The organism is Rhizobium sp. AAP43 (assembly GCF_001296045.1).
In the GTDB taxonomy this organism is placed as follows: Bacteria; Pseudomonadota; Alphaproteobacteria; order Rhizobiales; family Rhizobiaceae; genus Allorhizobium.
On record NZ_LJHS01000007.1, the window covers coordinates 79,251 to 101,938 of the forward strand.

20 protein-coding genes and 3 pseudogenes are annotated in these 22,688 nt (G+C 57.3%); 19 read left to right on the forward strand and 4 right to left on the reverse strand.

The window, feature by feature from the left end; translation table 11 throughout:
• Positions 1 to 198: 198 nt before the first annotated feature.
• The 3 genes from IP76_RS06960 to IP76_RS06970 all read left to right on the forward strand — a co-directional run bounded on the left by IP76_RS06960 (position 199) and on the right by IP76_RS06970 (position 3,310).
• A complete protein-coding gene (locus tag IP76_RS06960; protein ID WP_054157482.1) occupies positions 199 to 1,122 on the forward strand; it encodes a LysR family transcriptional regulator in 924 nt (307 codons plus the stop codon).
• A gap of 158 nt (positions 1,123 to 1,280) precedes the next feature.
• On the forward strand, positions 1,281 to 2,924 hold the full coding sequence (locus IP76_RS06965; RefSeq protein WP_054157483.1) for a phosphoethanolamine transferase: 1,644 nt from the start codon (positions 1,281 to 1,283) through the stop codon (positions 2,922 to 2,924).
• On the forward strand, positions 2,921 to 3,310 hold the full coding sequence (locus tag IP76_RS06970; RefSeq protein ID WP_054157484.1) for a diacylglycerol kinase: 390 nt from the start codon (positions 2,921 to 2,923) through the stop codon (positions 3,308 to 3,310). Before IP76_RS06965 ends, IP76_RS06970 begins: the two co-directional genes overlap by 4 nt.
• A 305-nt stretch (positions 3,311 to 3,615) precedes the next feature.
• On the opposite strand, the gene IP76_RS06975 is transcribed toward IP76_RS06970, so the two are convergent.
• Positions 3,616 to 3,882: a PepSY domain-containing protein gene (locus IP76_RS06975; RefSeq protein ID WP_054157485.1), complete on the reverse strand. Its 267-nt coding sequence runs from the start codon at positions 3,880 to 3,882 to the stop codon at positions 3,616 to 3,618.
• A gap of 156 nt (positions 3,883 to 4,038) precedes the next feature.
• Here IP76_RS06975 and IP76_RS06980 point away from each other — a divergent pair, with 156 nt between their 5' ends.
• From IP76_RS06980 to IP76_RS06995, 4 genes are all read left to right on the forward strand, one after another.
• On the forward strand, positions 4,039 to 4,707 hold the full coding sequence (locus IP76_RS06980; RefSeq protein ID WP_054157486.1) for a response regulator transcription factor: 669 nt from the start codon (positions 4,039 to 4,041) through the stop codon (positions 4,705 to 4,707).
• On the forward strand, positions 4,697 to 6,058 hold the full coding sequence (locus IP76_RS06985; RefSeq protein WP_054157487.1) for a histidine kinase dimerization/phospho-acceptor domain-containing protein: 1,362 nt from the start codon (positions 4,697 to 4,699) through the stop codon (positions 6,056 to 6,058). The genes IP76_RS06980 and IP76_RS06985 overlap by 11 nt, the downstream gene beginning before the upstream one ends.
• Before the next feature lie 138 nt (positions 6,059 to 6,196).
• Positions 6,197 to 7,135 (forward strand): FecR domain-containing protein, encoded by a 939-nt coding sequence (locus tag IP76_RS06990; protein ID WP_054157488.1) that lies wholly within the window; start codon positions 6,197 to 6,199, stop codon positions 7,133 to 7,135.
• Between the two features lie 125 nt (positions 7,136 to 7,260).
• On the forward strand, positions 7,261 to 10,011 hold the full coding sequence (locus IP76_RS06995; RefSeq protein WP_054157489.1) for an EAL domain-containing protein: 2,751 nt from the start codon (positions 7,261 to 7,263) through the stop codon (positions 10,009 to 10,011).
• A 23-nt stretch (positions 10,012 to 10,034) separates the two neighbouring features.
• On the opposite strand, the gene IP76_RS07000 is transcribed toward IP76_RS06995, so the two are convergent.
• Positions 10,035 to 10,676, reverse strand: coding sequence for a TetR family transcriptional regulator (locus IP76_RS07000; protein ID WP_054157490.1), 642 nt, complete (start codon positions 10,674 to 10,676; stop codon positions 10,035 to 10,037).
• 223 nt (positions 10,677 to 10,899) lie between these two features.
• Here IP76_RS07000 and IP76_RS07005 point away from each other — a divergent pair, with 223 nt between their 5' ends.
• The 12 genes and pseudogenes from IP76_RS07005 to IP76_RS23445 all read left to right on the forward strand — a co-directional run.
• On the forward strand, positions 10,900 to 11,769 hold the full coding sequence (locus IP76_RS07005) for a shikimate dehydrogenase (protein ID WP_245281410.1): 870 nt from the start codon (positions 10,900 to 10,902) through the stop codon (positions 11,767 to 11,769).
• 115 nt (positions 11,770 to 11,884) lie between these two features.
• Entirely contained in the window at positions 11,885 to 12,877 is a 993-nt protein-coding gene (gene dctP, locus IP76_RS07010; protein ID WP_054157492.1) for a TRAP transporter substrate-binding protein DctP, read from the forward strand.
• 68 nt (positions 12,878 to 12,945) lie between these two features.
• Positions 12,946 to 13,464, forward strand: a complete 519-nt coding sequence (locus IP76_RS07015) for a TRAP transporter small permease (RefSeq protein ID WP_054157493.1) — start codon at positions 12,946 to 12,948, stop codon at positions 13,462 to 13,464.
• The gene (locus IP76_RS07020) at positions 13,461 to 14,762 is read left to right on the forward strand and encodes a TRAP transporter large permease (protein ID WP_054157494.1); all 1,302 of its coding nucleotides are present in this window, start codon (positions 13,461 to 13,463) and stop codon (positions 14,760 to 14,762) included. Before IP76_RS07015 ends, IP76_RS07020 begins: the two co-directional genes overlap by 4 nt.
• Positions 14,763 to 14,771: 9 nt before the next feature.
• On the forward strand, positions 14,772 to 15,221 hold the full coding sequence (locus IP76_RS07025) for a type II 3-dehydroquinate dehydratase (protein WP_054157495.1): 450 nt from the start codon (positions 14,772 to 14,774) through the stop codon (positions 15,219 to 15,221).
• Positions 15,222 to 15,258: 37 nt separating this feature from the next.
• Complete coding sequence (locus tag IP76_RS07030) at positions 15,259 to 17,145, forward strand: bifunctional sugar phosphate isomerase/epimerase/4-hydroxyphenylpyruvate dioxygenase family protein (RefSeq protein ID WP_054157496.1); 1,887 nt, start codon at positions 15,259 to 15,261, stop codon at positions 17,143 to 17,145.
• Between the two features lie 393 nt (positions 17,146 to 17,538).
• Positions 17,539 to 17,733 (forward strand): annotated as a pseudogene (locus IP76_RS23440) (type II toxin-antitoxin system HipA family toxin); the annotation flags it as partial.
• Positions 17,734 to 17,968: 235 nt separating this feature from the next.
• Positions 17,969 to 18,370, forward strand: coding sequence for a DUF350 domain-containing protein (locus IP76_RS07035; protein WP_054157497.1), 402 nt, complete (start codon positions 17,969 to 17,971; stop codon positions 18,368 to 18,370).
• Positions 18,371 to 18,380: 10 nt separating this feature from the next.
• Positions 18,381 to 18,962 carry a DUF1190 domain-containing protein gene (locus IP76_RS07040; RefSeq protein WP_054157498.1) on the forward strand — a complete coding sequence of 194 codons (582 nt, stop codon included), beginning with the start codon at positions 18,381 to 18,383 and terminating at the stop codon, positions 18,960 to 18,962.
• Position 18,963: 1 nt separating this feature from the next.
• Positions 18,964 to 20,121 carry a glutathionylspermidine synthase family protein gene (locus tag IP76_RS07045; protein ID WP_054157499.1) on the forward strand — a complete coding sequence of 386 codons (1,158 nt, stop codon included), beginning with the start codon at positions 18,964 to 18,966 and terminating at the stop codon, positions 20,119 to 20,121.
• A gap of 82 nt (positions 20,122 to 20,203) precedes the next feature.
• Positions 20,204 to 21,163 (forward strand): DUF808 domain-containing protein, encoded by a 960-nt coding sequence (locus IP76_RS07050; RefSeq protein ID WP_054157500.1) that lies wholly within the window; start codon positions 20,204 to 20,206, stop codon positions 21,161 to 21,163.
• A 363-nt stretch (positions 21,164 to 21,526) separates the two neighbouring features.
• A pseudogene (locus IP76_RS23445) lies at positions 21,527 to 21,795 on the forward strand (SDR family NAD(P)-dependent oxidoreductase); the annotation flags it as partial.
• Between the two features lie 36 nt (positions 21,796 to 21,831).
• Here IP76_RS23445 and IP76_RS23450 read toward each other — a convergent pair.
• A pseudogene (locus IP76_RS23450) lies at positions 21,832 to 22,080 on the reverse strand (alcohol dehydrogenase catalytic domain-containing protein); the annotation flags it as partial.
• A 27-nt stretch (positions 22,081 to 22,107) separates the two neighbouring features.
• Complete coding sequence (locus IP76_RS07060) at positions 22,108 to 22,386, reverse strand: metal/formaldehyde-sensitive transcriptional repressor (RefSeq protein WP_054157501.1); 279 nt, start codon at positions 22,384 to 22,386, stop codon at positions 22,108 to 22,110.
• Between the last annotated feature and the right edge of the window lie 302 nt (positions 22,387 to 22,688).

Below are 22,688 nucleotides of genomic sequence, written 5' to 3' on the forward strand. Positions count from 1 at the left end.
GCCTCGCACCTAAAGTTGCATGGTTTCCCCGGGATGCCCCTGCAATCTCTGACTGAAACTCCTCACGATAGCATGCCTCCCAGCTCGCTTCGTCCCGCCTGGTCCTCTCCAGACTGACCACAGGCTAGCGCAGGGTTTCAATCAGCACCAATACAAAATTTCCCTTGTCATATAAGTGCAGCTTATTATGCTGTCCTCATGGACAAATTCCTGCTGCAGTTCATGGCGATTGTCGAGGCTGGCTCGTTTGTCCGGGCGGCGGAGACGTTGCTGATCTCGCAACCTGCCCTCACATACAACATGAAGAAGCTTGAGGAGGGTCTTGGTGTCCGGCTTCTCGAGCGCTCCTCACGCGGAATCCGACTGACGGAGTATGGCGAGACGCTGTATCAAAGCGGCGAAATGATGCGCCGGACCTATTCCAATGCACTCGACCGGATCGATCGGCAACGCGCAGAACTCGATCATGGTATCAGCATTGGAACTGGTTACTCGGTGTGGATCCTGTTTCTTCGAGACATGATGTTCGAATATGCTGCGCGGCATCCGAAGGCCCCGATCAATGTCAATATAGGCAACGCTCTCCGCGGTATGGATCAGCTTCTGGCAGGCGATATTTCCATTCTCGTCTCGCACCGGATCGAAAACCTGTCACGCGAGGAGGAACTCGTCTTTCGACCGCTGGGACTGACCCAGGACGAGTATTTCGCCCGCGAAGGGCATGTGCTGCATGAATGCCCGCGAAGCCGTGCCGAAATTCTGTCCTGGCCGACCACAATTGCATTTCCGCCCGAAGCGCGTCCGCGCCGGTTGCTTCGCAGTGGCGCCAGCACCGCCGCCGATCTCCCGCCCGGCAGTGCCGGTCACCAGTTCACGTCGAGCTCACTTGGCGCATGCATCGATTTCGCCCGTGCCACGAATGCGGTTTTGATCCACAATAACATCTTGAAGGGGCATCTGCGCGAACAGGGCCTGCTGCCGATCAAGACCTTGCCGGGCGACGAACTCAGGCCCTGGCCCATGGGAATCTATACCCTGCGCGAGTTGCGCCGGGATGCGACGATCGATCTTTTGCTGGAAGACATCGCTCGGCGATGGAGCGGTATTGGCGCTCAGCAATAAGGGTCGGCCGCGTCGTTCTATTACCCGGCCATCGATGACCTATAGCCGTGGCATGTTTCGACAAAGGAGCTTTTTCTTCGATCCGGTCAGGACCGGTGTTCAGGTGTCTGTCAGCTTTCAACGTCAGTGCAGGATCAAACGATCCATGACGGAAGGATATGGTCTTGCTGAAGACACTGCTGGCTTTCAGGCCCCGCCTGCGGAGCGAATGGTTGAGCGTGGCTGTTGCGGCCTATCTTCTAATACTGCTCAACGGCACCTTCTGGCATAAGTCGCTTGCCTACCTCAACGGCGAGACATTTGCGCTTTTGACGCTGATGATTGGCTTGTTTGCCGGCTTTGTCGCGATCAGCGTGACCTTCTCGGCAAAGTTTGTCATCAAGCCCGTCTTGATCCTGTTCGTGATCTCCAGTGTCGCATCTGCCTGGTTCATGGATCACTTCGGGGTCGTCATCGACGGCGAAATGATTCGCAATGCCGTTGAAACGAACACCGCCGAGGCAGGGCATCTGATCACCGGTGCGTTCATCATCCATATTCTGCTTTATGGTGTTCTGCCGTCGGTATTCATCCTGTGGGTCAAGGTCGTCCACCGTCCGATCCTTGCCAAGGTTGGGGTCAATCTCCTCGTCATCTTGCCTTGCGTTCTGGTGTTGGCTGGCTCGGCCTATCTCAACAGCGGTACTTATATCTTCAACATTCGCGAACATCGCGACTGGTTCCGCACGCTTAATCCCTTCTTTCCCATGGCGAGTGCGGCGGGTTTCGTAATCGGTCAGACGAAGGAACGAAACGTCGTCGTGGAGTCCCTCGGTACGGATGCGAAAGTGGCGGATGAGCGGAAAGCCAGCGGCCGTAAGGCGCGTGTGACGATCTTGGTTGTCGGCGAAACCGCGCGTGCGCAGAACTTCCAGCTTGGTGGGTATAGGCGAGAGACCAATCCGCAGCTTGCGAAGCAAGACATTGTTTATTTCCAAGACACATCGAGCTGTGGCACGGCAACGGCGGTTTCGCTTCCTTGCATGTTTTCGGTCTATGGCCGCTCGGGATATTCCCACGCCAAGGGGCTGGCCACCGAGAACCTGATGGATGTGCTCAAACATGCGGGCGTTAAGACGGAATGGTGGGACAACAACACGGGCGACAAGCACGTGGCTGACCGAACGCAGAAGACGGAATTCTTCAAGTCGGATGACGCGCGCTTCTGCTCCGGCGGGGAATGCCTTGATGACATTCTGCTCGATGGTCTCGGTGCCAGGTTGGACAAGGTCGACGGTGACACCGTCCTTGTGCTGCATCAGTTGGGCAACCACGGGCCCGCCTACTATCTGCGCTATCCCGAAGCCTACCGAAAATTCGTTCCCGACTGTCAAACCGTTGAGTTTGAGTCGTGTTCGCCGGAGACGATCACGAATGCCTATGACAATGCGATCCTGTATACTGACCACATCCTGTCTGAAGTGATAGAGACGCTGAAGGCGCGTCAGGACCGTTTCGACGGTGCCATGATCTACATGTCGGACCACGGCGAATCCCTTGGAGAAAATGGTCTCTACCTACACGGCGCTCCATACATGTTCGCACCTGAGCAGCAGACGAAAATCCCCTTCGTGGTTTGGACTGCGCCTGGACTCGATCGCTCTGTCGGCATCGACAAGGCTTGTCTTGGGGGGAATGTGAAAACACCGCACTCGCATGACAACCTCTTCCATAGCGTCCTCGGACTGATGCAGGTGAGAACCCAAGTCTATGACCCCCGGCTGGACATCTTCGCCGGTTGCAAGACTGGAGCCACGTCATGAGCACGGGCACGCGCGTCCGGTACCGTAAGCTTGATGGCTTTGCCCATCTTCGTGCGGCTGCCGGTTATTCGGCCGGCGGTCTGTCACGCCTCTGGAAGGAGGCCGCTTTCCGCCATGAAATCCTCGCCGGGATCAGCCTTGCCGTGATCTATGGCTGGCTGCATGTGAAGCCCTCCATTGCGCTAGCCGCTGTTGTACTCTTCCTTCTTCTGATCGCTGCAGAGGCACTGAACACAGCAATCGAGGAGATCATTGACCGGATCTCGCCGGAGATCTCCGAGACGGGGCGCCATGCAAAGGATCTCGGTTCGCTTGCCGTCTTTTGCATGATTACGGCCAACGCTGTGCTACTCGGCTATGCCGTGGCGACCTTCCTCCTTGGGTAGGGCTTTATCCTGCGGTTTGCCGCGAATCGTCTTCCATGGCTAAAGGTCAAGAAAAGAAAATGACGGGTGGACCGCATCTCTGGTTGTGGGAGGCAAGTGGATCCCTCAAACGTCGCGAAGCGCATGAAGAGACTGCCGGGAGATTGCGAGCAAATCGAGGTCTGATCAAGATTTTTGCTGATGCGCATACCATTTGGTGCAAGCTTTGACGTCGTCCGCCACAATCGGGGACGAACCGACTCTGCCAGCCAGGGCCCAGCGAGAAACGCTTAGGTTTGTTCTATCCCTGACTGCAGGTGGTTCGCTCAGTCGCTATTTTGCATGATGATGAACTGGAAGGTCTGCGGGTCGAAAAAGGCTTCGACCTTGTTGCCCTCGGCATTGATAGCGTCGGCTTCGTAGCAGCCGTCTTCGGCCTTGATTGACAGAACATCCCAACCTGCGGCTTCAAGCTTGGTTTCCAGCGCTTCGCGTGGTTGCCAGTCAGCCATCGGCACGGAACATTTTTCAGAAGCGAGTGCGGTGCCGCCAAGACCGGCAAAGAGGAAAAAGGATATGGTGATAGGGCGCATCTTGGCGTGTAGCTTTCCATTCTGGATACGTCACAAAGGTGCCGCCAGAAGCTGACAGCCACCTGAAGCCAGACTGCACACCTTGCGGGTGGTTCAGCAGCCTGTCAGTTTCCAAGGCGACAGGTGTTGGTGGGTTGCTTCTCTAAGGTTTGGAAGATGCGCGTTTTGTTGGTCGAGGATGACGATCTTCTGGGGGATGCCGTAAGGACGCATGTTCACCGCCAGGGCCATGCAATCGACTGGTCTCTGTCTTGCGACGAGGCTGAGGCTAGCCTTGCTGCGGCAAATTATGATCTCGTCCTGCTCGACCTGCGGCTGCCTGATGGCAATGGCCTGGACATTCTAAAAGGCTTACGCGCACGCCGGGACGCCACACCTGTCATTATCATGACGGCGCATGACCAGGTTTCCGACAGGATTGCCGGGTTGAACGCTGGAGCCGACGACTATCTGGTCAAGCCGGTCGACCTCGGAGAATTGCAGGCTCGCATTCACGCTGTTGCGCGCCGCTATGGAACGCACAAATTACCCGCCTTCGTCGTGAGAGGCATATCCATATATCCGTCAGACCGTCGAATCACGGACCAGAATGGTGAGGACATTGCAATTTCTTCCCGGGAATGGGCCGTTCTCGACCGTCTGATTGCAAGAAAAAAGGCGATTGTCTCGAAGGCGCAGATCGAGGAGGCGCTTTACGAGTTTGGTGCCGAAGTGGAGAGCAACACGGTCGAGGTCTATGTGAGCCGGCTGCGTCGGAAACTGGGTAAAGAGACAATCGAGACGGTGCGCGGCGTCGGCTACAGGATGTCCGCCGATGCGTCGTAATCAATACAGCCTTTCCGGACATCTTGTCCTGTCGATCTCTGTCATGCTCGCTATCCTGTGGGCTGTCGGTGTCGGACTGGCAATCCATGTCATGCGCGGGGAATTTGACGAGGTTTTCGACAGTGGCCTGCAGGAAACGACCGAGCGGCTTGCCCCGCTTGTCGTTGACGATTTCTTCCGTCGAGACACAGTCGATGAACCCTATCGGATTGCCCAGTTGCGCAGCGACAGCACCGATGAGTACCTGACTTACCAGGTGAGGGATGCGAGCGGGCGGGTTCTGATGCATTCGCATAATGTCGATGCTGTCCCTTATCCGGCGCCGCTTGTGCCTGGCTTCTGGAGTGAGGGCGATCGCCGCTTTTTCACAGTCGCGACGATCAAGGACACCTTGTTTATCCAGGTTGCGGATTCGCTCGAGCACCGGCAGGAAGCAACGCTCGAAAGCGCGATTGCCCTGCTGTTCCCAATCCTGTTTCTCCTGCCGATCGCCATGCTCGCGACCGGCTGGATCGTCGTGCGTGCGACCAAACCTATTGATAACCTTCGCGTGGCGATCAGTGCGCGAGACGGCGCAAATCTGGAGCCGATCAACATTGCCGGACTGCCGGCCGAAATTGCAACCATTCCGCTTTCGGTCAACACCCTGCTTGGGCGATTGAAATTGGCGATGCAGGCCGAGCGCGATCTGGCAGCAAACAGTGCTCACGAGCTGAGAACACCTCTGGCAGGCGCACTTGCACAGACCGAACTTCTCGCCGGGCAGTTGGAGCGACCGTCCGACAAGGCGCGTGCCGATCGCGTGCTCGAGGCATTGCGCCGCCTGTCTCAGATGCTGGAAAAATTGCTGCAGCTATCGCGCGCTGAGGCTGGTATTGGGCTGGCCGACAGTGTCCTCGATCTCTGGGCCTTGTTCGATTTGCTTGTCGAGGAGTTTCGCCGGACGAACCCTTCAAGCCAAGTGGAGATCGTGCGGAAGGGAAGTCAGGCGCCGATCGTCAGGCGGCTCGATCCAGATGCTTTCGCCATCGCCTTCAACAATATTCTCGAAAATGCGCAGCGTTACGGCATGCCCGGGCACCCAATCACCATCATTCATGATCCCGCAGGCCGGATCACCGTCAGTAATGTTGTCGTCGATCCGCTCGAACCGGACGTAAACATTTATCGCCGCCGCTTCCGACGTGGCAATTCCCGCGCACCCGGTTCCGGTCTGGGGCTTGCAATCGTCGATACACTGATGAGCCAGATGGGCGGCGCTCTGGTGCTGGGGTCGCGAAACGCGGCCAATGGCGATGTCGTGTTTGAATGCACACTCGATTTGGACGCGTCCAATGCTGCCACTATGTAGGCAAGGTAACCGGATGCCGAACAGACTGGCTTTGTTGCGACACCATGCTGATTGTCCCAATACCTCAATTCTACGGGATCACTTCAGAGATATCTTAACAAAGCTGTGCTGAATTGGCTCTCAAAGGAGAGTTTGTTCATGCGCTTTTTGTTCAGTCTGGTCTTCGGACTTATCGTCGCAATGACCCAGCACAGTGGTGCCTTGGCTCAGCAGCAGTGGGTGGCAGCCAACGCGACGAAGCAGGTGAACTATACGCTCGACAATGTCAGTTGGGTGCCCCTTACCAAGGGAATGTCTGTTCCGGACAAGGCCTGGATTTCAACAGGTCCGCGTGGTCGCGTGCAGCTGGTCCGCGGTACAGAGAGCATTTCCTTCCAACCCAATACGGTGGCAGCGATTGTCGACCGCAGCGGTCTCTTCACGCGCAAGACCGAAGTCGTCCAGCAGATCGGCGAAATTACGCTGCAGATCGAGAAGCGGCAGAAGCCGCACACCACTGTTCAGACCCCTTTTCTCGCGGCCGTGGTCAAAGGAACAGGATTTACCGTCTCTGTTACCAAATCGAGTGCGAATGTCGCCGTCGATCATGGGCTTGTCCAAGTGACGAGTTTTGAAAGCGGTCAGCGTAGCGATGTCGGCGCTGGACAGGGTGCCCGGGTCGACGCTGGCGGAATGACGGTCGTTGGCGTCAAGAGTAAGCCGAGTATCACACGCGTAGCCAAATCGCCTGCCGTTGTCCCCGCGATCGGTGCACCGCCCAAGACCAATGCCTCACCCGCCAAATCGAATTCCAAATCATCTTCTGACAAGTCGGACACTGGGAATGGTTCGTCGAACTCCAACTCGGGCGGCAATGGAAACAGCGGTGGCAATGGAAATGGCAATTCTGGTGGGAACGGGAATGGCAATTCCGGGGGTAACGGCAATGCTGGAGGAAACGGCAATGGGAACGGTAACTCCGGTGGAAACGGGAACGGAAACGGGAACGGGAACGCTGGGGGCAACGGGAATGCGAATGGCAACGGGAACGGCAATGGTAATGGCAACAACGGTGAAGATGAAGACGATGATGATTGATGCGCTCATCGCCCCGGCCGTAGTCCATAGTCCTTACTCGAAGGGCCAATAGGCCGAAGCTGAGCATGAAAATATTCAGCCACGTTTTCCCTGGAGTGGGAAGATCCTCGGCTCTCCGGATCGCCGTGATTGCTCTGATTATGGCGCTTCCTCTGGTCGTGCCGGGGCTTTCCCTCACCCGCCATGTTGACAACCAGTTGTCAGAGTTCCGCTTCGCGGCGGCGCCACGGTTGGCCACGGGCGGCTTCGTCTACGCGGCCATTGATCAGAAGAGCCTGCAAGCGGTCGGAACCTGGCCTTGGCCACGCGACGTGCATGCACAGCTTGTCGATCGTCTGATTGCGGCAGGTGCCCGCGACGTTTTTCTCGACATAGATTTCAGCACGCCCTCTTCTCCATCTGGCGATGCTCGTCTCGCCCGCGCGCTCGAAGAGGCAGGCGGCGGCGTCATCTTGCCGCTGTTTCGCCAAAACCTCGGTGCTGCTGCCTCCGACCCATTGATCGTGACGGCGCCAATCCCTCAGCTTGCCGAACATGCCTGGCCGGCTTTGGTTGATGTCACGGTCGATGACGATGGACTCGTCCGATCCTTCCCAGTGACAGAGGCGGTCGCAGATGTTCCGACGCAGTCTGCGGCGGCAGTTCTATCAGGCTTTTCCGATGCTGTGGTCTCTCGCCTTGCCATCGACTATTCCATACGGCCTGAGACGGTTCCGGCCTATTCTGTGTCGGACATCCTCTCCGGGAAAGTTGCAGAGGCGGAGCTGAAGGATCGGGCAGTCGTCGTCGGTGCGCATGCCACCGAATTGAAGGATCTCTTCACTGTTCCAGTTTACGGCATTCTAAGCGGCCCGATGCTGCATGTACTGGCGGCAGAAACGCTGGCACAGGGACGAATTCTCAAAACTCTGCGTATTGAACCCATCGCGTTCCTTTTTGCGGCACTGGTGGTCACCTACTCTCTTTTTCTACGCCATCGTTCACTGATGCTGCCCCTGGCATCTGCTTTCGCCCTCATTTCCACCACGGAAATGGTTGCCTTCCTGCTGTTCAAACAAATGGCATTGGTCATTCCGACAGCGACCTTGTGGGCCATTTTGGCTGCTGGCCTGATTATGCTGCTGACCGAACGCATGGGCCTTAGCAGCTGGATTGCCGAACTTGTAACAGCCGAAAACCGGGATATTCGGCGTATCTTGAAGCGCGTCATCAGCGATAGCGTCGATCCCGTGATCATCCTGGACGAGAACCTTAAACTTCTCGATGCCAGCGAAACCATGGTGACCATGCTCGCGCTTCCGGGGGCTGTCTCTCGTGGCACCTCGCTTGAGGCCTTCGCTCCGTCGGGCATGGTTGCGGCTGTCCGCGATCTGCAGGCGCGTCACAAGCAAGACGCGTCGCGCGTGCGCAGTGATTGTGTTGAGTTCAGCCAGCAGACAATGGAGGGATCGCGCCAGCTAGAATTGGCCATCACCATCTCGTCTCTCGAAACCAGGCTTGGCGGCGAGACCTCTCCTGCCGGCTCTCATGTCGTGTGTCTCACCTTGCGTGATGTGACAGCGCGGCGGATCTACGAAATGCGCCTTAAGGAGATGGCGCGTGTCGATGAATTGACTGGTGCGCTTACGCGCCGAGGTCTCGTGGAAACGATCCAGGAGAGCCCTGGCGACTGGTATTATCTCGCGGTCGACTTGCATCGCTTCAGCCAACTCAACGCGACCCTCGGCCGAGAAAAGGGCGATATGGTGCTTAAGGCGGTGGCCGCCCGCATCCGCGAGCATGCGGTGCCAAACGGGGTGGTCGCTCGCATCGATGGTGATGTGCTTTGCTGCGCCCTTCCCGCAACCGCGGGTCCTGCCGGTCTGACGGAGCAGGCGGAACGATTGATGGCGCTTTTCAACTGGCCTTTCGAGGCTGGTGGGATCAAGGTCGAGCTTGATGCCAGGGCCGGCATATGCCTGGGCTCCTCCAGCCTTGGACCTGCATCGCGCTGGATCGAGGCGGCTGAAATGGCGCTGGACGATGCCAAGCGCGTGGTCGGTCGCGGCTGGCGTTCATATGATCCGGCGACGGCTCTCCGGCATGCCCGGTCACGAATGATCGAGGCCGAAATGAAGACTGCGCTCGAACGGGGCCATTTCTTCCTCCTTTATCAGCCGCAGGTGGACCTCTCCTCCGGTCAGCTGACAGGAGTTGAGGCGCTGATGCGCTGGCAACATCCGGGCCTTGGCATGATCTCGCCGCTGGAATTCGTAAATATCGCTGAAGCCAATGGTTTCATCTGCGATCTGGGACGTTTTCTATTTGAGGAGGCATGCAAGGCGGCCATGGCCTGGCCATCGCATGTCAGTGTTGCCGTCAATGTATCGCCTGTCCAGTTCGCCAGAGGCACGGTTCTAGATGATGTCGTCCGGGCCTTGGAGACGAGTGGTCTTTCTCCGGAGCGGCTGCATCTCGAAATCACCGAGTCCACCATGCTGGATCGCTCCGAAGCGCTGCTTGCGACGCTTCATGCCTTGCGCAGCCTTGGCGTCAGTCTTGCGCTGGATGATTTTGGTACCGGCTATTCTTCGCTGAGTTATGTCTCTGGCCTGCCATTGGACAAGCTCAAGATCGATCAGGCCTTCGTGCGTAATCTTGTCAACGATCCTGCCATGCAGTCGATCGTCATTGCGGTGACGTCGCTTGCCCATGGGCTGGGTCTTAAGGTGGTGTGTGAGGGAATTGAGACCGTCGAGCAAAGCCGGATGCTTCTCGATTTCGGATGCGAGCAGGGGCAGGGTTATTTTTTCGGTCGCCCGGCAACCGCCCAGCGCATTCTCGAAATGGCGACGGCCTCTGTCGCACGATCCTTTGGAAATCGGGTAAACGGCTGAAGCGCGGTCTTTGCCGGCAACCGTTAGGGCGCCTTGAGATAGGCCAGTACCGATTCTGAAATCATCGCCTTGTGCCGTGCATAGACCATAGGCTCCGTCAGGTCCCTCTGGAAGATGGTGCCGAATGTGTAGCGGTTGGACACGCGAAAGAAACAGAAGGCACTGATCAGCATGTGCAGGTCGATGGCATCGGCCCGCCGCCGGAAGATACCAGCGTCAATGCCTCTGTCGATGATGTTTTGAATTGTGCGGATGACGGATATGTTGAGATCTGCAATCTCGCTGGACCGCTTCATGTGCATGGCGTGATGAATGTTTTCGATACTAACGAGGCGAACGAAGTCCGGGTTCTGTTCGTCATGGTCAAAGGTCGTGCTGATCAGTTGCCGAAGCGCTTCCTCCGGGGGCAGTTCGGCCAATTGAAGATCGGCTTCCAGCGAGCGGATTTTTCGATAGGCCTTTTCTAGGACGGCGAGATAAAGGCCTTCCTTGCTGCCGTAGTAGTAATAGATCATCCGCTTTGACGTGCGGGTTTTCTCGGCGATCGAATCCACGCGGGCGCCGGATAGGCCGAACTCGGCAAATTCCCGCGTGGCGACCTCGAGGATGTCATCCTTCGTTCGCTCGGGATCATTCTTTCGCATGTCCCTTGTCGTCTTCGCCATGTCTTCCCCCATTCCCGCCAGCGCGAACTGGCTCGTGTCGTGCCTGTTCCAAGACATGCAACAGCTCGTTCATAGTGTCCGCAAACGAAGGGATCAATCTACAACGCATTGACACTAACTAGTTAGTACATTATTCAAGCGGTCATGGAGAAGCCGTCTGGGTGCAAAAATCTACGCACCTACCCATCAAGAAGCAAATACAGTGATGGTCGGAAGCAGAGATATGAAGCGAGCGGGGCTCATCGGTTTCGGGATACAGCGGTCTTTGACGCCAGCCATGCACATGCGTGAGGGTGCGGCTCAAGGGTTCGACTATCAATACGAGCTGATTGATCTGGCTGAGCGCAATCTGTCGCCCGATGCGCTGGCAGACCTTCTTGCAGAAGCCGAGGCGCGTGGCTTTTGTGGTCTGAATATCACCTATCCCTGCAAGCAGAAGGTTTTACCGCTGCTCCACGAAATGTCCGTGGATGCGCAAAAACTCGGGGCGGTCAACACTGTCGTACTGCGGGATGGCAGGCGGGTCGGCCATAATACCGACTGGTGGGGTTTCGCCGAAGGTCTCCGGCGGCAGTTGCCCGAAGCTGACCTGTCCTCAGTGGTTCAGATCGGGGCTGGAGGTGCAGGTGCTGCAACTGCATTCGCCATCTTGCAGATGGGTGCAGCCGCCCTGACAGTTTTCGACCTGGATGGCGCGCGCGCTCGCGAATTGGCAGGCATCATGGGGGGGCTTTTCCCGAATGCTGTAGTAAGAGGCGGCATTGATCTTGACGCGGCCATGGCCAAGGCAACGGGATTGGTCCACGCGACGCCGATGGGTATGGACAAACATCCCGGCCTGCCGCTGCCCGCTGAACTGCTCAATCCGCCGCTATGGGTGGCGGAGATCGTCTATTTTCCCCTTGATACGGCGCTTGTGAAGGCGGCCCGTGATCGGGGGTGTCGGGTGGCGAATGGCGGTGGCATGGCCGTGTTTCAGGCGGTTGGGGCATTCTCGCTGTTTACCGGGCTTGAGCCCGATGTGGATCGCATGCTCAATCATTTTCAGCAGTTGACGGGGGGCAGCGATACCGCGCTTGCACGCATGGCCTGACCACCATCAGTATTGTGTGTCGCGCTTGAAAGATTTTTGGTCGATCGGCCATCCGGCCGATCAGGGAGAAGCAGGTTCCGAGCCCGAGGAGGGGCAGGGACAAGAGGAGGATGACATGAATTTTGCAATTTCACGCCGCAAGTTTCTCGCAGGCTCGGTCGCCATCGGCGCCCTGGCAGGGACGTCCATGGCCGCTACGGCTCAGGAGGCGGTAACCCTGAAACTGTCCGCAGTGTTCTCCGAGCAGGACATCCGTGCGGGCATGGTCAAGATGTTCGCCGAAGAACTCAAGGATGGCTTCAAGGTAGAAGCTTTCTTTGGCGGCACTCTGTTCAAGCAGGGTACGGAGCTCGTCGCGCTGCAGCGCGGCAACTTGCAGATGGGCAACATCGCGCCACAGGATATTGCAAAACAGGTACCGGAATGGTCTGTTCTGACCTCCGCCTATCTGTTCCGCGATGCAGCCCATGTCCGCGCTTTCTTCGCCAGCGATATTGGCGCCGAGTTCAAGGCAATGGCTGAGGAAAAGGCCGGTGTCCACATTCTCGGCCCGACCTATTTCGGTGCTCGCCAGGTGGGCCTGAAGTCTGACAAGAAGATCACGACTCCGGCCGACCTTTCCGGCGTCAAGTTGCGCATGCCGGGTGGCGACGCTTGGCAGTTCCTTGGCGAAGCTCTGGGGGCGAACCCCGTGCCCATGGCCTATGCTGAAGTCTATACCGGCTTGCAGACCGGCGCGATCGACGGTCAGGACAATCCGCTCCCCAACGTCAAGAACATGAAGTTCTATGAAGTCATGTCGCAGATTGTCATGACATCGCATCTGATCGGCTACGATCTGCTGACTATCTCTGCAGAGGTCTGGAAGGGGCTTTCTCCTGAACAGCAGGCGAAGGTTCAGGCAGCCGCCGACAAGGCAATGCAGTGGAGCGAAGAACAGCACCTGGCGCAGGAAAAGACTCTGCTTGAGGAGTTCAAGGCGGCTGGCTTGCAGATTTATGAGCCTGATGTTGCAGCCTTCCGCAAGTTTGCCCAGGAAAAGTATCTGGCGTCCGATCTTGCCAAGTCCTGGCCAGAAGGGATCCTGGACAAGGTCGCCGCCCTCTGAGGCGCATCCCGTTGTTGCATGCGAGCCGGCATCAGTCGGCTCGCATCACAATCTGAAAGTCGTCGTCAATGGACACTCGATTTGCCAATTGGGGTGGGTGGCTAAGGCACCGTGCGGAAAATCTGCTCGCGGCCATGCTTCTCGCCATGTTCGTGATCTTCCTGTTGCAGATCGCGTCACGATACGTCTTCAACCTGTCCATCGGCTGGACCCACGAGGTGAGCGTCGCGCTCTGGATCTGGATGGTGCTGTTCGGCTCCGCCTTTGTCGTCCGTGAAGTGGATGAGATCCGCTTTGATCTGTTCTGGGGAAGCGCAAGCGCTAACGGCCTGCGGGTCATGCAGATCATCGGCTCGCTCTCGCTAGCTGCACTGTTTCTTTGGTCGCTGCCCGCAGTCATCGACTATGTGATGTTCATGAAGGTTGAGAGCACGGCCTATCTGAAGATCCGGTTCGACGTTCTCTATTCCATCTATGTCGTCTTCGCGATTGCCATGATTATCCGGCATATCTGGCTCTGTGTGCTCGCATTTCGCGGTAAGGCACCTGAAGGCTTCGACCCGACGAAAGCGAGTTCAGGCGTATGAACCTTGCAAGCCCCTTCTCCATCTCGATCGTAGTCATCACGATCCTCGCCTTCCTCGGCCTGCCGATCGGTTTGTCGATGATCTGCGGTTCAATTCTCTATCTCGGTCTGTCCGGCGCCGACATGGGGATTGTTGCCGAACAGTTCCTGAACGGCATGTATTCGAACTATGTCATTCTGGCGGTGCCTCTGTTCATTCTGGCTGCCGAGCTAATGAACATTGGCTCGATGACCGAACGTCTTCTTTCCTTCTGCAACGTCCTTGTTGGCCGCTTTCGTGGCGGGCTCGCCCAGGTCAACGTGGTGCAGAGCATCATCTTTGCGGGCATGTCCGGCTCGGCCATTGCCGATGCCGCCGGAACGGGCAGCATGATGCAGAAGCTGATGACACAGGGTGGCCGCTACACGCCGAGCTTCGCCGCCGCTTTGACGGCCGTGACCGCAGTCATCGGTCCCATTATTCCTCCGTCGATTCCGATGGTGATCTATTCGCTCGTCTCTGATGCATCGATCGGCTACCTCTTTCTCGCTGGCATGGTGCCGGGCCTGATGATGGCTGCCGTGCAGATGGTGCAAGTAGCGATTACCGCCCGCCGGCAGAACTTCCCGGTCGAAGCCCCCGTACCCATGAAAGAGATCCCAGGTATTACCTGGCGGGCTGCGCCGGCACTGTTCATGCCGATCCTCCTGCTGGGATGCATATATTCCGGCATCACGACACCGACAGAAGCGGCCGCGCTGGCCGCGGCCTATGCGCTGTTCATCTCTGCCGTGATCTACCGGAGCATCAGCGTCGACGCGCTCTACCGGGCACTCCTGGTCAGTTCAAAGACCACCGCATCGATCGGCATGCTGATCGCAGGCGCGCTCGTCTTCAACTATGTTGTCACCATCGAGAATATCCCGGAAAGCATCAAGGTCCTGCTGACCAGCTGGGAAATGTCGCCAACGGTCTTCCTGATCTTCGTCAATGTGCTCCTGCTCCTCCTCGGATGCTTCCTTGAGGGCACGACCATTCTCCTGATCGTCGTACCGGTGCTGATCCCCACGGCCCAGGCACTTGGCATTGATCTGGTCCATTTCGGCGTCGTCGTCGTCGTCAATATCATGCTCGGTCTGATCACGCCGCCCTATGGGTTGCTGCTGTTCATCGTCGCGAAGATTTCGGGCGCCCCCCTGCGCGATATCGTCCGCGATGCGGCACCCTTCATCTTCTGGATGGTCCTGTGCCTTGGCATCATCACCTTCATTCCGGCGACGGTGCTCTGGCTTCCCCGTCTGATGGGCTATCAGGGTTGAGGTGTGAATATGGCAGAGAACAAGCCGCTCTACATCCTCAATGGACCCAATCTCAATCGGCTGGGTCGCCGCGAGCCTGAAATCTATGGCCACCACACGCTGTCGGATGTTGAAGGCTGGTGCCGGGAGGCGGCAGGCGATTGGCCGGTCGTCTTCCGGCAGACGAACAGCGAAGAGCGATTGATCGAAGATGTCCATGAGGCGATCGACGAGGCCGCGGGGATCCTGATCAATCCTGCCGCCTTCACCTTCACATCTCTGGCCCTTCTCGATGCGTTGAAGATGTTCACAGGGCCGATCATCGAATTCCACATCAGCAACGTCCATAGACGCGAGCCCCTCTATCACAAGTCACTGGTCTCGACCACGGCGACCGCCGTGATGGCGGGTCTCGGGGCGACGGGATACCCGCATGCCGTCAGAGCCTTGACGCTTTTGGTGGCGGAGGGCCGGCGCTGAAGCGATCCGGCTTTGGCGATTACGAAGGAGATCGACGATGAAAACCTCGATTGCGACCGTTTCGATCAGTGGTGAATTCGAGGAGAAGCTCTCGGCGATTGCCCGGGCCGGTTTCGATGCCATCGAGATTTTCGAGAATGATTTCTTGGCCTTCGACCGCTCGCCGGCCGATGTCGGCAAGATGGTCCGCGATCATGGGCTGACCGTGTCACTCTTTCAGCCCTTCCGCGATTTTGAAGGCATGCCAGAGCCGTTCCGAAGCCGGAATTTTGATCGGGCCGAGCGCAAGTTCGACCTGATGGCTGAGCTTGGAACGGATCTGATGCTGATCTGCTCCAACACCTCGCCAGTCTCTTTAGGCGGCATTGACCGCGCTGCGGCCGATTTTGCTGAACTTGGCGAGCGCGCGGCCAAGCGTGGTCTGCGCGTCGGGTATGAAGCTTTGGCTTGGGGGCGTCATATCCACGATCACAGGGATGCCTGGGAGATCGTGCGGCGAGCCGATCACAAGAATATCGGCTTGATCCTCGATAGCTTCCACACGCTGGCGCGCAAGATAGAAGTGAATTCGATCCGCTCCATTCCGGGGGACCGCATCTTCATCGTTCAGCTCGCCGATGCACCGCTGATCGAGATGGATCTGCTCTACTGGTCGCGACATTTCCGCAATATGCCTGGCGAGGGGGATCTGCCGGTCGCTGCCTTCATGCAGGCGGTGGCGGCGACAGGCTATGACGGCTTTCTCTCGCTTGAGATCTTTAACGACCAGTTCCGTGGCGGGTCCCCGGAGGCGATTTCCAAAGATGGTCGGCGCTCCCTTGTCTATCTGATGGATCAGGTGAAGAGGGCGGAGCCCGACATCCGTATGCCGGCTCCCGTCATGCCAGCACGGGCTGAAGTCTCCGGGATCGCCTTTATCGAGTTTGCCGTCGGCGAAAATGACGGACAGGACCTTGAAGCCCTGTTTTCGATCCTCGGCTTCAGACCAGTCGGTCAGCATCGGTCAAAGGCTGTTACGTTGTTTCGTCAAGGGGATATCCAGCTGATCGTCAACAGGGAGGAGAAGGGCTTCGCCAATGCCTCCTACCTTGTCCACGGTGCCAATGCCTATGCTTTCGGCTTGACGGTCGATGATGCAAAGGCTGCCCATGAGCGTGCTTTGCAATTGGGAGCCGAGGATTTTTGCCAAGCTGTAGGTCCCGGAGAGATGCAGGTTCCAGCCATTCGTGGGGTGGGCGGCGGCATAGTCTACTTCCTCGACACGAAAAGCGAACTTGCGAAGATCTGGGATGCCGAATTTGTACCAATCGCGAACGAAAATTCTGTTTCTGATATTGGGCTGATCCGGATCGATCATCTGGCCCAGACCACGCGCTACGAAGAGATGCTGACCTGGCTTCTCTTCTACACCTCCCAGCTAGCCACCCGCAAAACACCCATGGTCGATATCATTGATCCGGCCGGTGTCGTGCGAAGCCAGGTGGTGGAAACACCAGATGGCAGCCTGCGGATCACGTTGAATGGTGCTGAGAACCGCAACACACTTGCCGGCCGTTTCATCGCGGAGACCTTTGGCTCGGGTATCCAGCACATCGCCTTTGAAACGGGCGATATATTCAAAACCGCACAAGCCCTTGCGACCAAGGGCTTCAGGTCTCTGGTAATCTCCCCGAATTACTATGAAGACATCGAAGCACGATTTGGCCTTGAGCCCAGTCTGATCGAACGGATGAAGTCTCTGAACATCCTCTATGACAAGGATGACACCGGTGAATATTTCCAGCTCTATTCGCCAACCTATGGGGAAGGCTTCTTCTTCGAGATTGTGCAGCGAAAGGGCTATTCCGGCTACGGCGCTCCCAACGCAATTTTCCGCATCGCGGCCCTGCGGCGTTATCTGCGGCCCCAGGGAATGCCGAAATAGGCTGATTTTCTGCTCCATGAAAAGATCCTGAAACATATCTTTTCTAGACCAAGACACCGTGTCGGATCAGTGCCCTTGGCCGCATCATCTGAATGATGCGTATACGGTTCACAGATGGCCCTGATGTTCCCTAGGGGCATCTTTATGAGGTCGGAATCGGAAATTCTGGCTGCGGTTGGGCGCCGATTGAAGGCCGTGCGCGTGGCAGCGGTGCGCGCGACCACACTGCTGAAAGTCGCCTGTGTACTCGGTCTGCAGATGATGCTCATACCGCAGGCAGGTCCCCGCAGTCGACGCTCTTCTGCATCGGGATGCAGAAGATGAGCGCCCTGCCTTCAGTTCCCAGGGCGAGGAAGCCTAGAATGCCCCCAGTGCGCGCAGCCTCCCAAATTTATCCTGTCTCTCAATTTGCAGGGCAATTATACTCGGCTTGGCACGATCGTCAGGACGCCTTGCGATTTCAACGCGTTCAGCTTCGATGATGCCTATGTGGCGACAGGCGGGTCACCCGTTCTCAGCCTGTCATTTCAGGCTGCCATGGCCGGGTTGCGCAAGGATCCGATGCCGCTTGTCTGCGCACTGCCGGCTTCAGGGACAATCAGCGCAAGAAAGGTCGATTTCGGTCCTTCGCAGTGCCGAGCAATATAGGGCTGCCGAAACGAGCGAGAACAGAGAGACTTTCTGCATCGCCGAAGCGCGCGGCCTTGACGGGTGTCGCACGCCAATTGCCAACGCGCTACAGTGTGATTAGAGGTCAGAATTATAAGTCTGTTTTCGATGCCGTGCGGATTTCTCTGTTCTCATATCGCCGAGGTTTTTCAGGATGACGAGTTACTTAGCGGGCCTGCTGGCCTTTCTTACCTACTTTTCCATCGGCCTCTCTTGCTACGCGGCTTTTGCGGCGATCTACACGCGTTTGACGCCCCAGAGGGAAGCGCAGTTGATCCGTGAGGGCAATCTTGCGGCTGTCGTGGCGTTTCTCGGTGCGCTGCTTGGCTTCAGTCTACCGCTTGCTTCAGCGGCAGCGCATTCCGTGAGCCTGATCGACTTTGTTATCTGGGCTTTGATCGGTATCGCGATCCAGGTTCTTGCATTCTACATTGCCAACTTCACCATGCGAGACCTGCACAGAAAAATCACCGATGGGAACATTGCAGCCGGCCTCTGGGGTGGCGGCATTGCTGTGGTGGTCGGCATCCTCAATGCCGCCTGTATGACATATTGAGAGTTTTCCCATGCGCAGACGTCTGATCGGGGATCACCCGTATCTTGCCTTGGGTACAATTGCCGCGACGGCATTTGTGCTGTCGACTTGCTCGGGTGATGAGGCGGTCGTCTTTTCCTCAGCTGACCAATGCCTGACCTCTGACATGGACCCCGAAGTGTGCCGCGTTGCGGCTGCGGATGCCATGCAAGCCCACCTTGCAGCAGGTCCGCGCTACCGGAACATGCCGGCCTGTGAAATGGACTATGGCCCTCGCAAATGCGCCGAGCATGCGGGTAGCACGGTTCCCAACAATCTCGACGGGAAAAGTGTGTTCATTCCGAAGTTGGCTGGGTTCGTCTTGTCCTCGGGGATCGATGACATCGAAGACTACCGCAGGTTCCGCAGTCGTCAGGAGGAAGAGGGCTCCTCCCACGGCGCGACAGCGATCTATGTCAATCGATGGGGTGAGATGGTCACGCCTGTTGTCGACAAGCACGGCGGAGGACGATCGCTCAAGGTGCCCGGTCCTTTGAGCGTCCAGTCCTTCAATCCTCGAACGCATGCAACCGGCCGCGGCGGTTTTGGTGGTCGCCTTTTCTCTGGAGGATAGAATGCGGCGCATCTCCATCCCTCCGCGTCTGGACTGGCGCGTGAAAGCTGACGCTGTCGGCTTTCACTTTCATGACATGTATGGTGAACCGTACTGGGTTGATGATGCCGCTTTTTGTTTCGAACTTGAAGAAATAGAAAGACAGATCGAGGATCCGAGTCAGGAATTGCACCAGATGTGCATGGACCTCGTGGGGGATATTGTCCGAAGCGAGGAAGCGCTCGATCGGCTGGCCATTCCCGCACCTTACCATGATGTCGTACGCGGTTCTTGGGAGCGGGGAGACCGGCACCTCTACGGACGCTTCGATCTCGCCTATGATGGAGCCGGGCCGGCAAAGCTGCTCGAATACAATGCCGACACCCCAACCTCAGTGTTTGAGACGGCCTATTTTCAGTTCAACTGGTTGACCGACCAGATCGCCCTCGGCCAACTCGCGGAGGATGCGGACCAGTACAATTCTCTGCAGGAACATCTGGTCGAGGCTTTCGGCCAGTTCTCGCGTGACAGGATTTTTCATTTTGCGGCGGTAACAGACAGTCCGGAGGACCAAGGCACCAGCGTCTATCTCATGGACTGCGCGATCCAGGCGGGCCACCGCGCACAGTTTCTCGACATTCGCGAAATTGGTATCGACCAGCAGGGGCGGTTCGTCGATCTCCAGAACCGCGTCATTGAGCGCTGCTTCAAGCTCTATCCTTGGGAATTCATGCTGCGCGAACCCTATGCGCCTTATCTCGGCGGCCAGGGGGCGGTCTTCGTCGAGCCTGCCTGGAAGGCGGTCCTGTCCAACAAGGGCTTGTTGCCGATGCTGTGGCAGCGCCATCCGAACCATCCCAACCTGCTGCCGAGCTTTTTTGTTGATGATCCGCAAGCGCATGAGCTGAATGACTATGTCATCAAGCCACTTCTCTCGCGCGAAGGGGAAAATGTGCGCCTCTTTCGCGCCGGGCGTGAAGTGGCTTCGGCGTCGGGGAACTACGGTGCCGAGGGTCACGTTATCCAGGCGTATGCGCCGCTGTTCGAGAGCGATGCCGGTCACGCCGTGCTTGGCAGCTGGATCGTTGGGGATAAGGCCTGTGCGCTAGGCGTAAGGGAGGATCGATCGCGGATCACAGCCAACCTTTCTCGTTACGTTCCGCATGTCATCCTAGGGTGAAGACGCCTGCCGATGGCATTCCCCGTTGGACAAACCGTTACAAACACACTTACTTTGCCGACCAAACAGATTGGGACAACACATGGCCACCGGACTAATTGCACTTCTCGACGACGTTGCCGCCATTGCCAAGCTTGCTGCGACCTCCCTTGACGACGTGGCCGCGCAGACTGCGAAGGCGGGGACCAAGGCGGCTGGCGTGGTGATCGATGATGCGGCTGTAACGCCACGCTATGTGGTTGGGCTTTCTCCGGCACGCGAGCTGCCGATCATCGGAAAGATTGCGCTCGGCTCTCTGAAAAACAAGTTGATCTTCCTGCTGCCCGCCGGGCTTTTCCTCGGCTACTTCGCACCGTGGTCGATTACGCCGCTCCTGATGCTCGGCGGCCTCTATCTTTGCTATGAGGGTGCGGAAAAGATCTACGAAATCGTGATGCCGCATGACGCGCATGAGCATGAGGCGGCGGTTTCCGGCACGGTCGATCCCGTGGCTCTCGAAAACCAGAAGGTCTCCGGCGCGATCCGCACAGACTTCATTCTTTCGGCTGAGATCATGGCGCTGACGTTGGCCAATGTCTCCCAGTCCAACATCTATACCCAGGCGGCTGTGCTGGCGGCTGTCGGCATCCTGATCACTGTTGCCGTTTATGGCGTCGTTGCTCTGATCGTGAAGGCGGATGACGTGGGTCTCGCTCTTGCACGGACGTCACTTGGTGTACTGCGCCTGGTCGGGCGGGGACTGGTGGCCGGCGTCCCGATCTTCCTCAAGGTTCTCGCCATGGTTGGCACTGCAGCGATGTTGTGGGTTGGGGGAAGCATTCTCGTCCATGGGCTGGCCGAACTCGGCTTCCACGGCCCCGAGCACCTGATTGAAGATTTTGCGACCACTGTCAGTTCGCTACTCGGGTATCTTCCCGAAGTCCTGCATTGGTTCGCGACATCTGCCGCTCAGGCTCTGCTCGGGATTGTCATTGGTGGGTTCGTGATCGTGCTGGTGCAATTTGCAGCGCCGATTATCCGCCGTTTTAAGCCGGGGCATTGAGCCCTGGCTTGCTCTTCCGTGTGAGGCAAAAAAAATGGGCCAGCGGAAGACCGCGGCCCATGAAGTGTGAAGGTCAAAAACCTCCAGAGGGGAACAGTTGGTGCGGCGGAACTGGGAGGAAAGCCGCCGTGTGCATCAACTGGAGGCGTTATGCCTGATTTTTGACCAAACGGAAAACATTTATTGTGCAATGCAGCTATGCACGAGATGCGTTGCTGGATGCGCATAAGACCTTCGCGTGCAAGTCTGGTTCACGAAGCAGGGAGATTAAAAGCGATGAAAACCCGAATGGCATCGCCATTGTTTGATCTTTCTGGCCGTCGTGCGCTTATCACGGGATCGTCGGAGGGCATCGGCTTTGCTATGGCAGAAGGTCTCGCGTCGCATGGCGCTGAAGTCGTTCTCAATGGACGTGACCTTGGAAAGTTGCAAGCAGCGGTGGAGACAGTGCGAGCGCAGGGTGCGGTTGCCTCGGCATGCAATTTCGACGTAACGGACAGCGATGCCGTGACTGCTGGTACGCGATCGAAAAGGATCTCGGTCCGATAGCCATTCTCATCAACAACGCCGGCATGCAGTTCCGCGCGCCGCTCGAGGATTTCCCTGTCGACCGTTGGGAGCAGTTATTGAAGACGAACATCTCGAGTGTCTTCTATGTCGGTCAGGCGGTGGTCGCCGACCTTCAGCGACGTGACACCTGCGCCGACCTCGCGCACAATGCCGGCACCTTCGTGCCCGAGAATTGCGGGAAACTTTCCCTCGGAATCAAGCCCAGAGAGCGTGTAGGCATCGGTATGGCATACGCCGGTTGCCATGACCTCGACCAGAACCTCTCCCGCTTTCGGTCCGCCGATCTCGATCGTTTCGATGGTGAGGGGCTTGTTGGCCTCCCATGCTACCGCTGCTCTGCTTTTCATACTGCAATTCCTCGCTGGGCTGCGGGCCTATTTCAGATAGGCGCGCAGAATCTTCACAATGTCTTCCATCTGGTCTTCGCCAACGGATGACGTCATTTCTCCAGCGGATGCCACCGTCTCCCGAAGATGGATCTCGAGAACCTCTGCCATCAGGCCTCCTGCAGCACCACGCATCGCGGCGATCTGCTGCAGGAGAAGCTTGCAGTCGGTTCCGGCTTCAATCGCTCGTTCCAGCGCTTCGGCCTGCCCCTTGATCCGACGGAGACGGGTCGTTGCACGCTTTTTGTCCTCGATGGAGTATGGCATCTGCTGTCCTTCCTCCGACCTCACATACTGGGTGGAGTATGTCAATATACTGGGTGCAGTATAAGGGTTCCGATGGGTTTGTCATAGTTCTTGAGATGGTTTTAGCGGAAATCGCAAAATTGAGTAGCTTCAGTATCTTGCGCTTTGATCCTGACGCCAGTTGCCGCCGGATTGTAGCGAAAACGGCTACTCTGTGTCGCCAGCGGCTAAATTTATCCGCCTGCACGGAGGGACTAGCTAAAAATGAAGCCGCCGGCTTTTGGCATCTTCGTGCCCCGCAAGCGTTTTCGAGAACAATACGG

Coding starts and splice junctions, on each gene's coding strand:
- IP76_RS06960 (WP_054157482.1), top strand. CDS start 199: ATGGACAAATTCCTGCTGCAGTTCATGGCGATTGTCGAGGCTGGCTCG.
- IP76_RS06965 (WP_054157483.1), top strand. CDS start 1,281: ATGGTCTTGCTGAAGACACTGCTGGCTTTCAGGCCCCGCCTGCGGAGC.
- IP76_RS06970 (WP_054157484.1), top strand. CDS start 2,921: ATGAGCACGGGCACGCGCGTCCGGTACCGTAAGCTTGATGGCTTTGCC.
- IP76_RS06975 (WP_054157485.1), bottom strand. CDS start 3,882: ATGCGCCCTATCACCATATCCTTTTTCCTCTTTGCCGGTCTTGGCGGC.
- IP76_RS06980 (WP_054157486.1), top strand. CDS start 4,039: ATGCGCGTTTTGTTGGTCGAGGATGACGATCTTCTGGGGGATGCCGTA.
- IP76_RS06985 (WP_054157487.1), top strand. CDS start 4,697: ATGCGTCGTAATCAATACAGCCTTTCCGGACATCTTGTCCTGTCGATC.
- IP76_RS06990 (WP_054157488.1), top strand. CDS start 6,197: ATGCGCTTTTTGTTCAGTCTGGTCTTCGGACTTATCGTCGCAATGACC.
- IP76_RS07000 (WP_054157490.1), bottom strand. CDS start 10,676: ATGGCGAAGACGACAAGGGACATGCGAAAGAATGATCCCGAGCGAACG.
- IP76_RS07005 (WP_245281410.1), top strand. CDS start 10,900: ATGAAGCGAGCGGGGCTCATCGGTTTCGGGATACAGCGGTCTTTGACG.
- dctP (WP_054157492.1), top strand. CDS start 11,885: ATGAATTTTGCAATTTCACGCCGCAAGTTTCTCGCAGGCTCGGTCGCC.
- IP76_RS07015 (WP_054157493.1), top strand. CDS start 12,946: ATGGACACTCGATTTGCCAATTGGGGTGGGTGGCTAAGGCACCGTGCG.
- IP76_RS07020 (WP_054157494.1), top strand. CDS start 13,461: ATGAACCTTGCAAGCCCCTTCTCCATCTCGATCGTAGTCATCACGATC.
- IP76_RS07025 (WP_054157495.1), top strand. CDS start 14,772: ATGGCAGAGAACAAGCCGCTCTACATCCTCAATGGACCCAATCTCAAT.
- IP76_RS07030 (WP_054157496.1), top strand. CDS start 15,259: ATGAAAACCTCGATTGCGACCGTTTCGATCAGTGGTGAATTCGAGGAG.
- IP76_RS07035 (WP_054157497.1), top strand. CDS start 17,969: ATGACGAGTTACTTAGCGGGCCTGCTGGCCTTTCTTACCTACTTTTCC.
- IP76_RS07040 (WP_054157498.1), top strand. CDS start 18,381: ATGCGCAGACGTCTGATCGGGGATCACCCGTATCTTGCCTTGGGTACA.
- IP76_RS07045 (WP_054157499.1), top strand. CDS start 18,964: ATGCGGCGCATCTCCATCCCTCCGCGTCTGGACTGGCGCGTGAAAGCT.
- IP76_RS07050 (WP_054157500.1), top strand. CDS start 20,204: ATGGCCACCGGACTAATTGCACTTCTCGACGACGTTGCCGCCATTGCC.
- IP76_RS07060 (WP_054157501.1), bottom strand. CDS start 22,386: ATGCCATACTCCATCGAGGACAAAAAGCGTGCAACGACCCGTCTCCGT.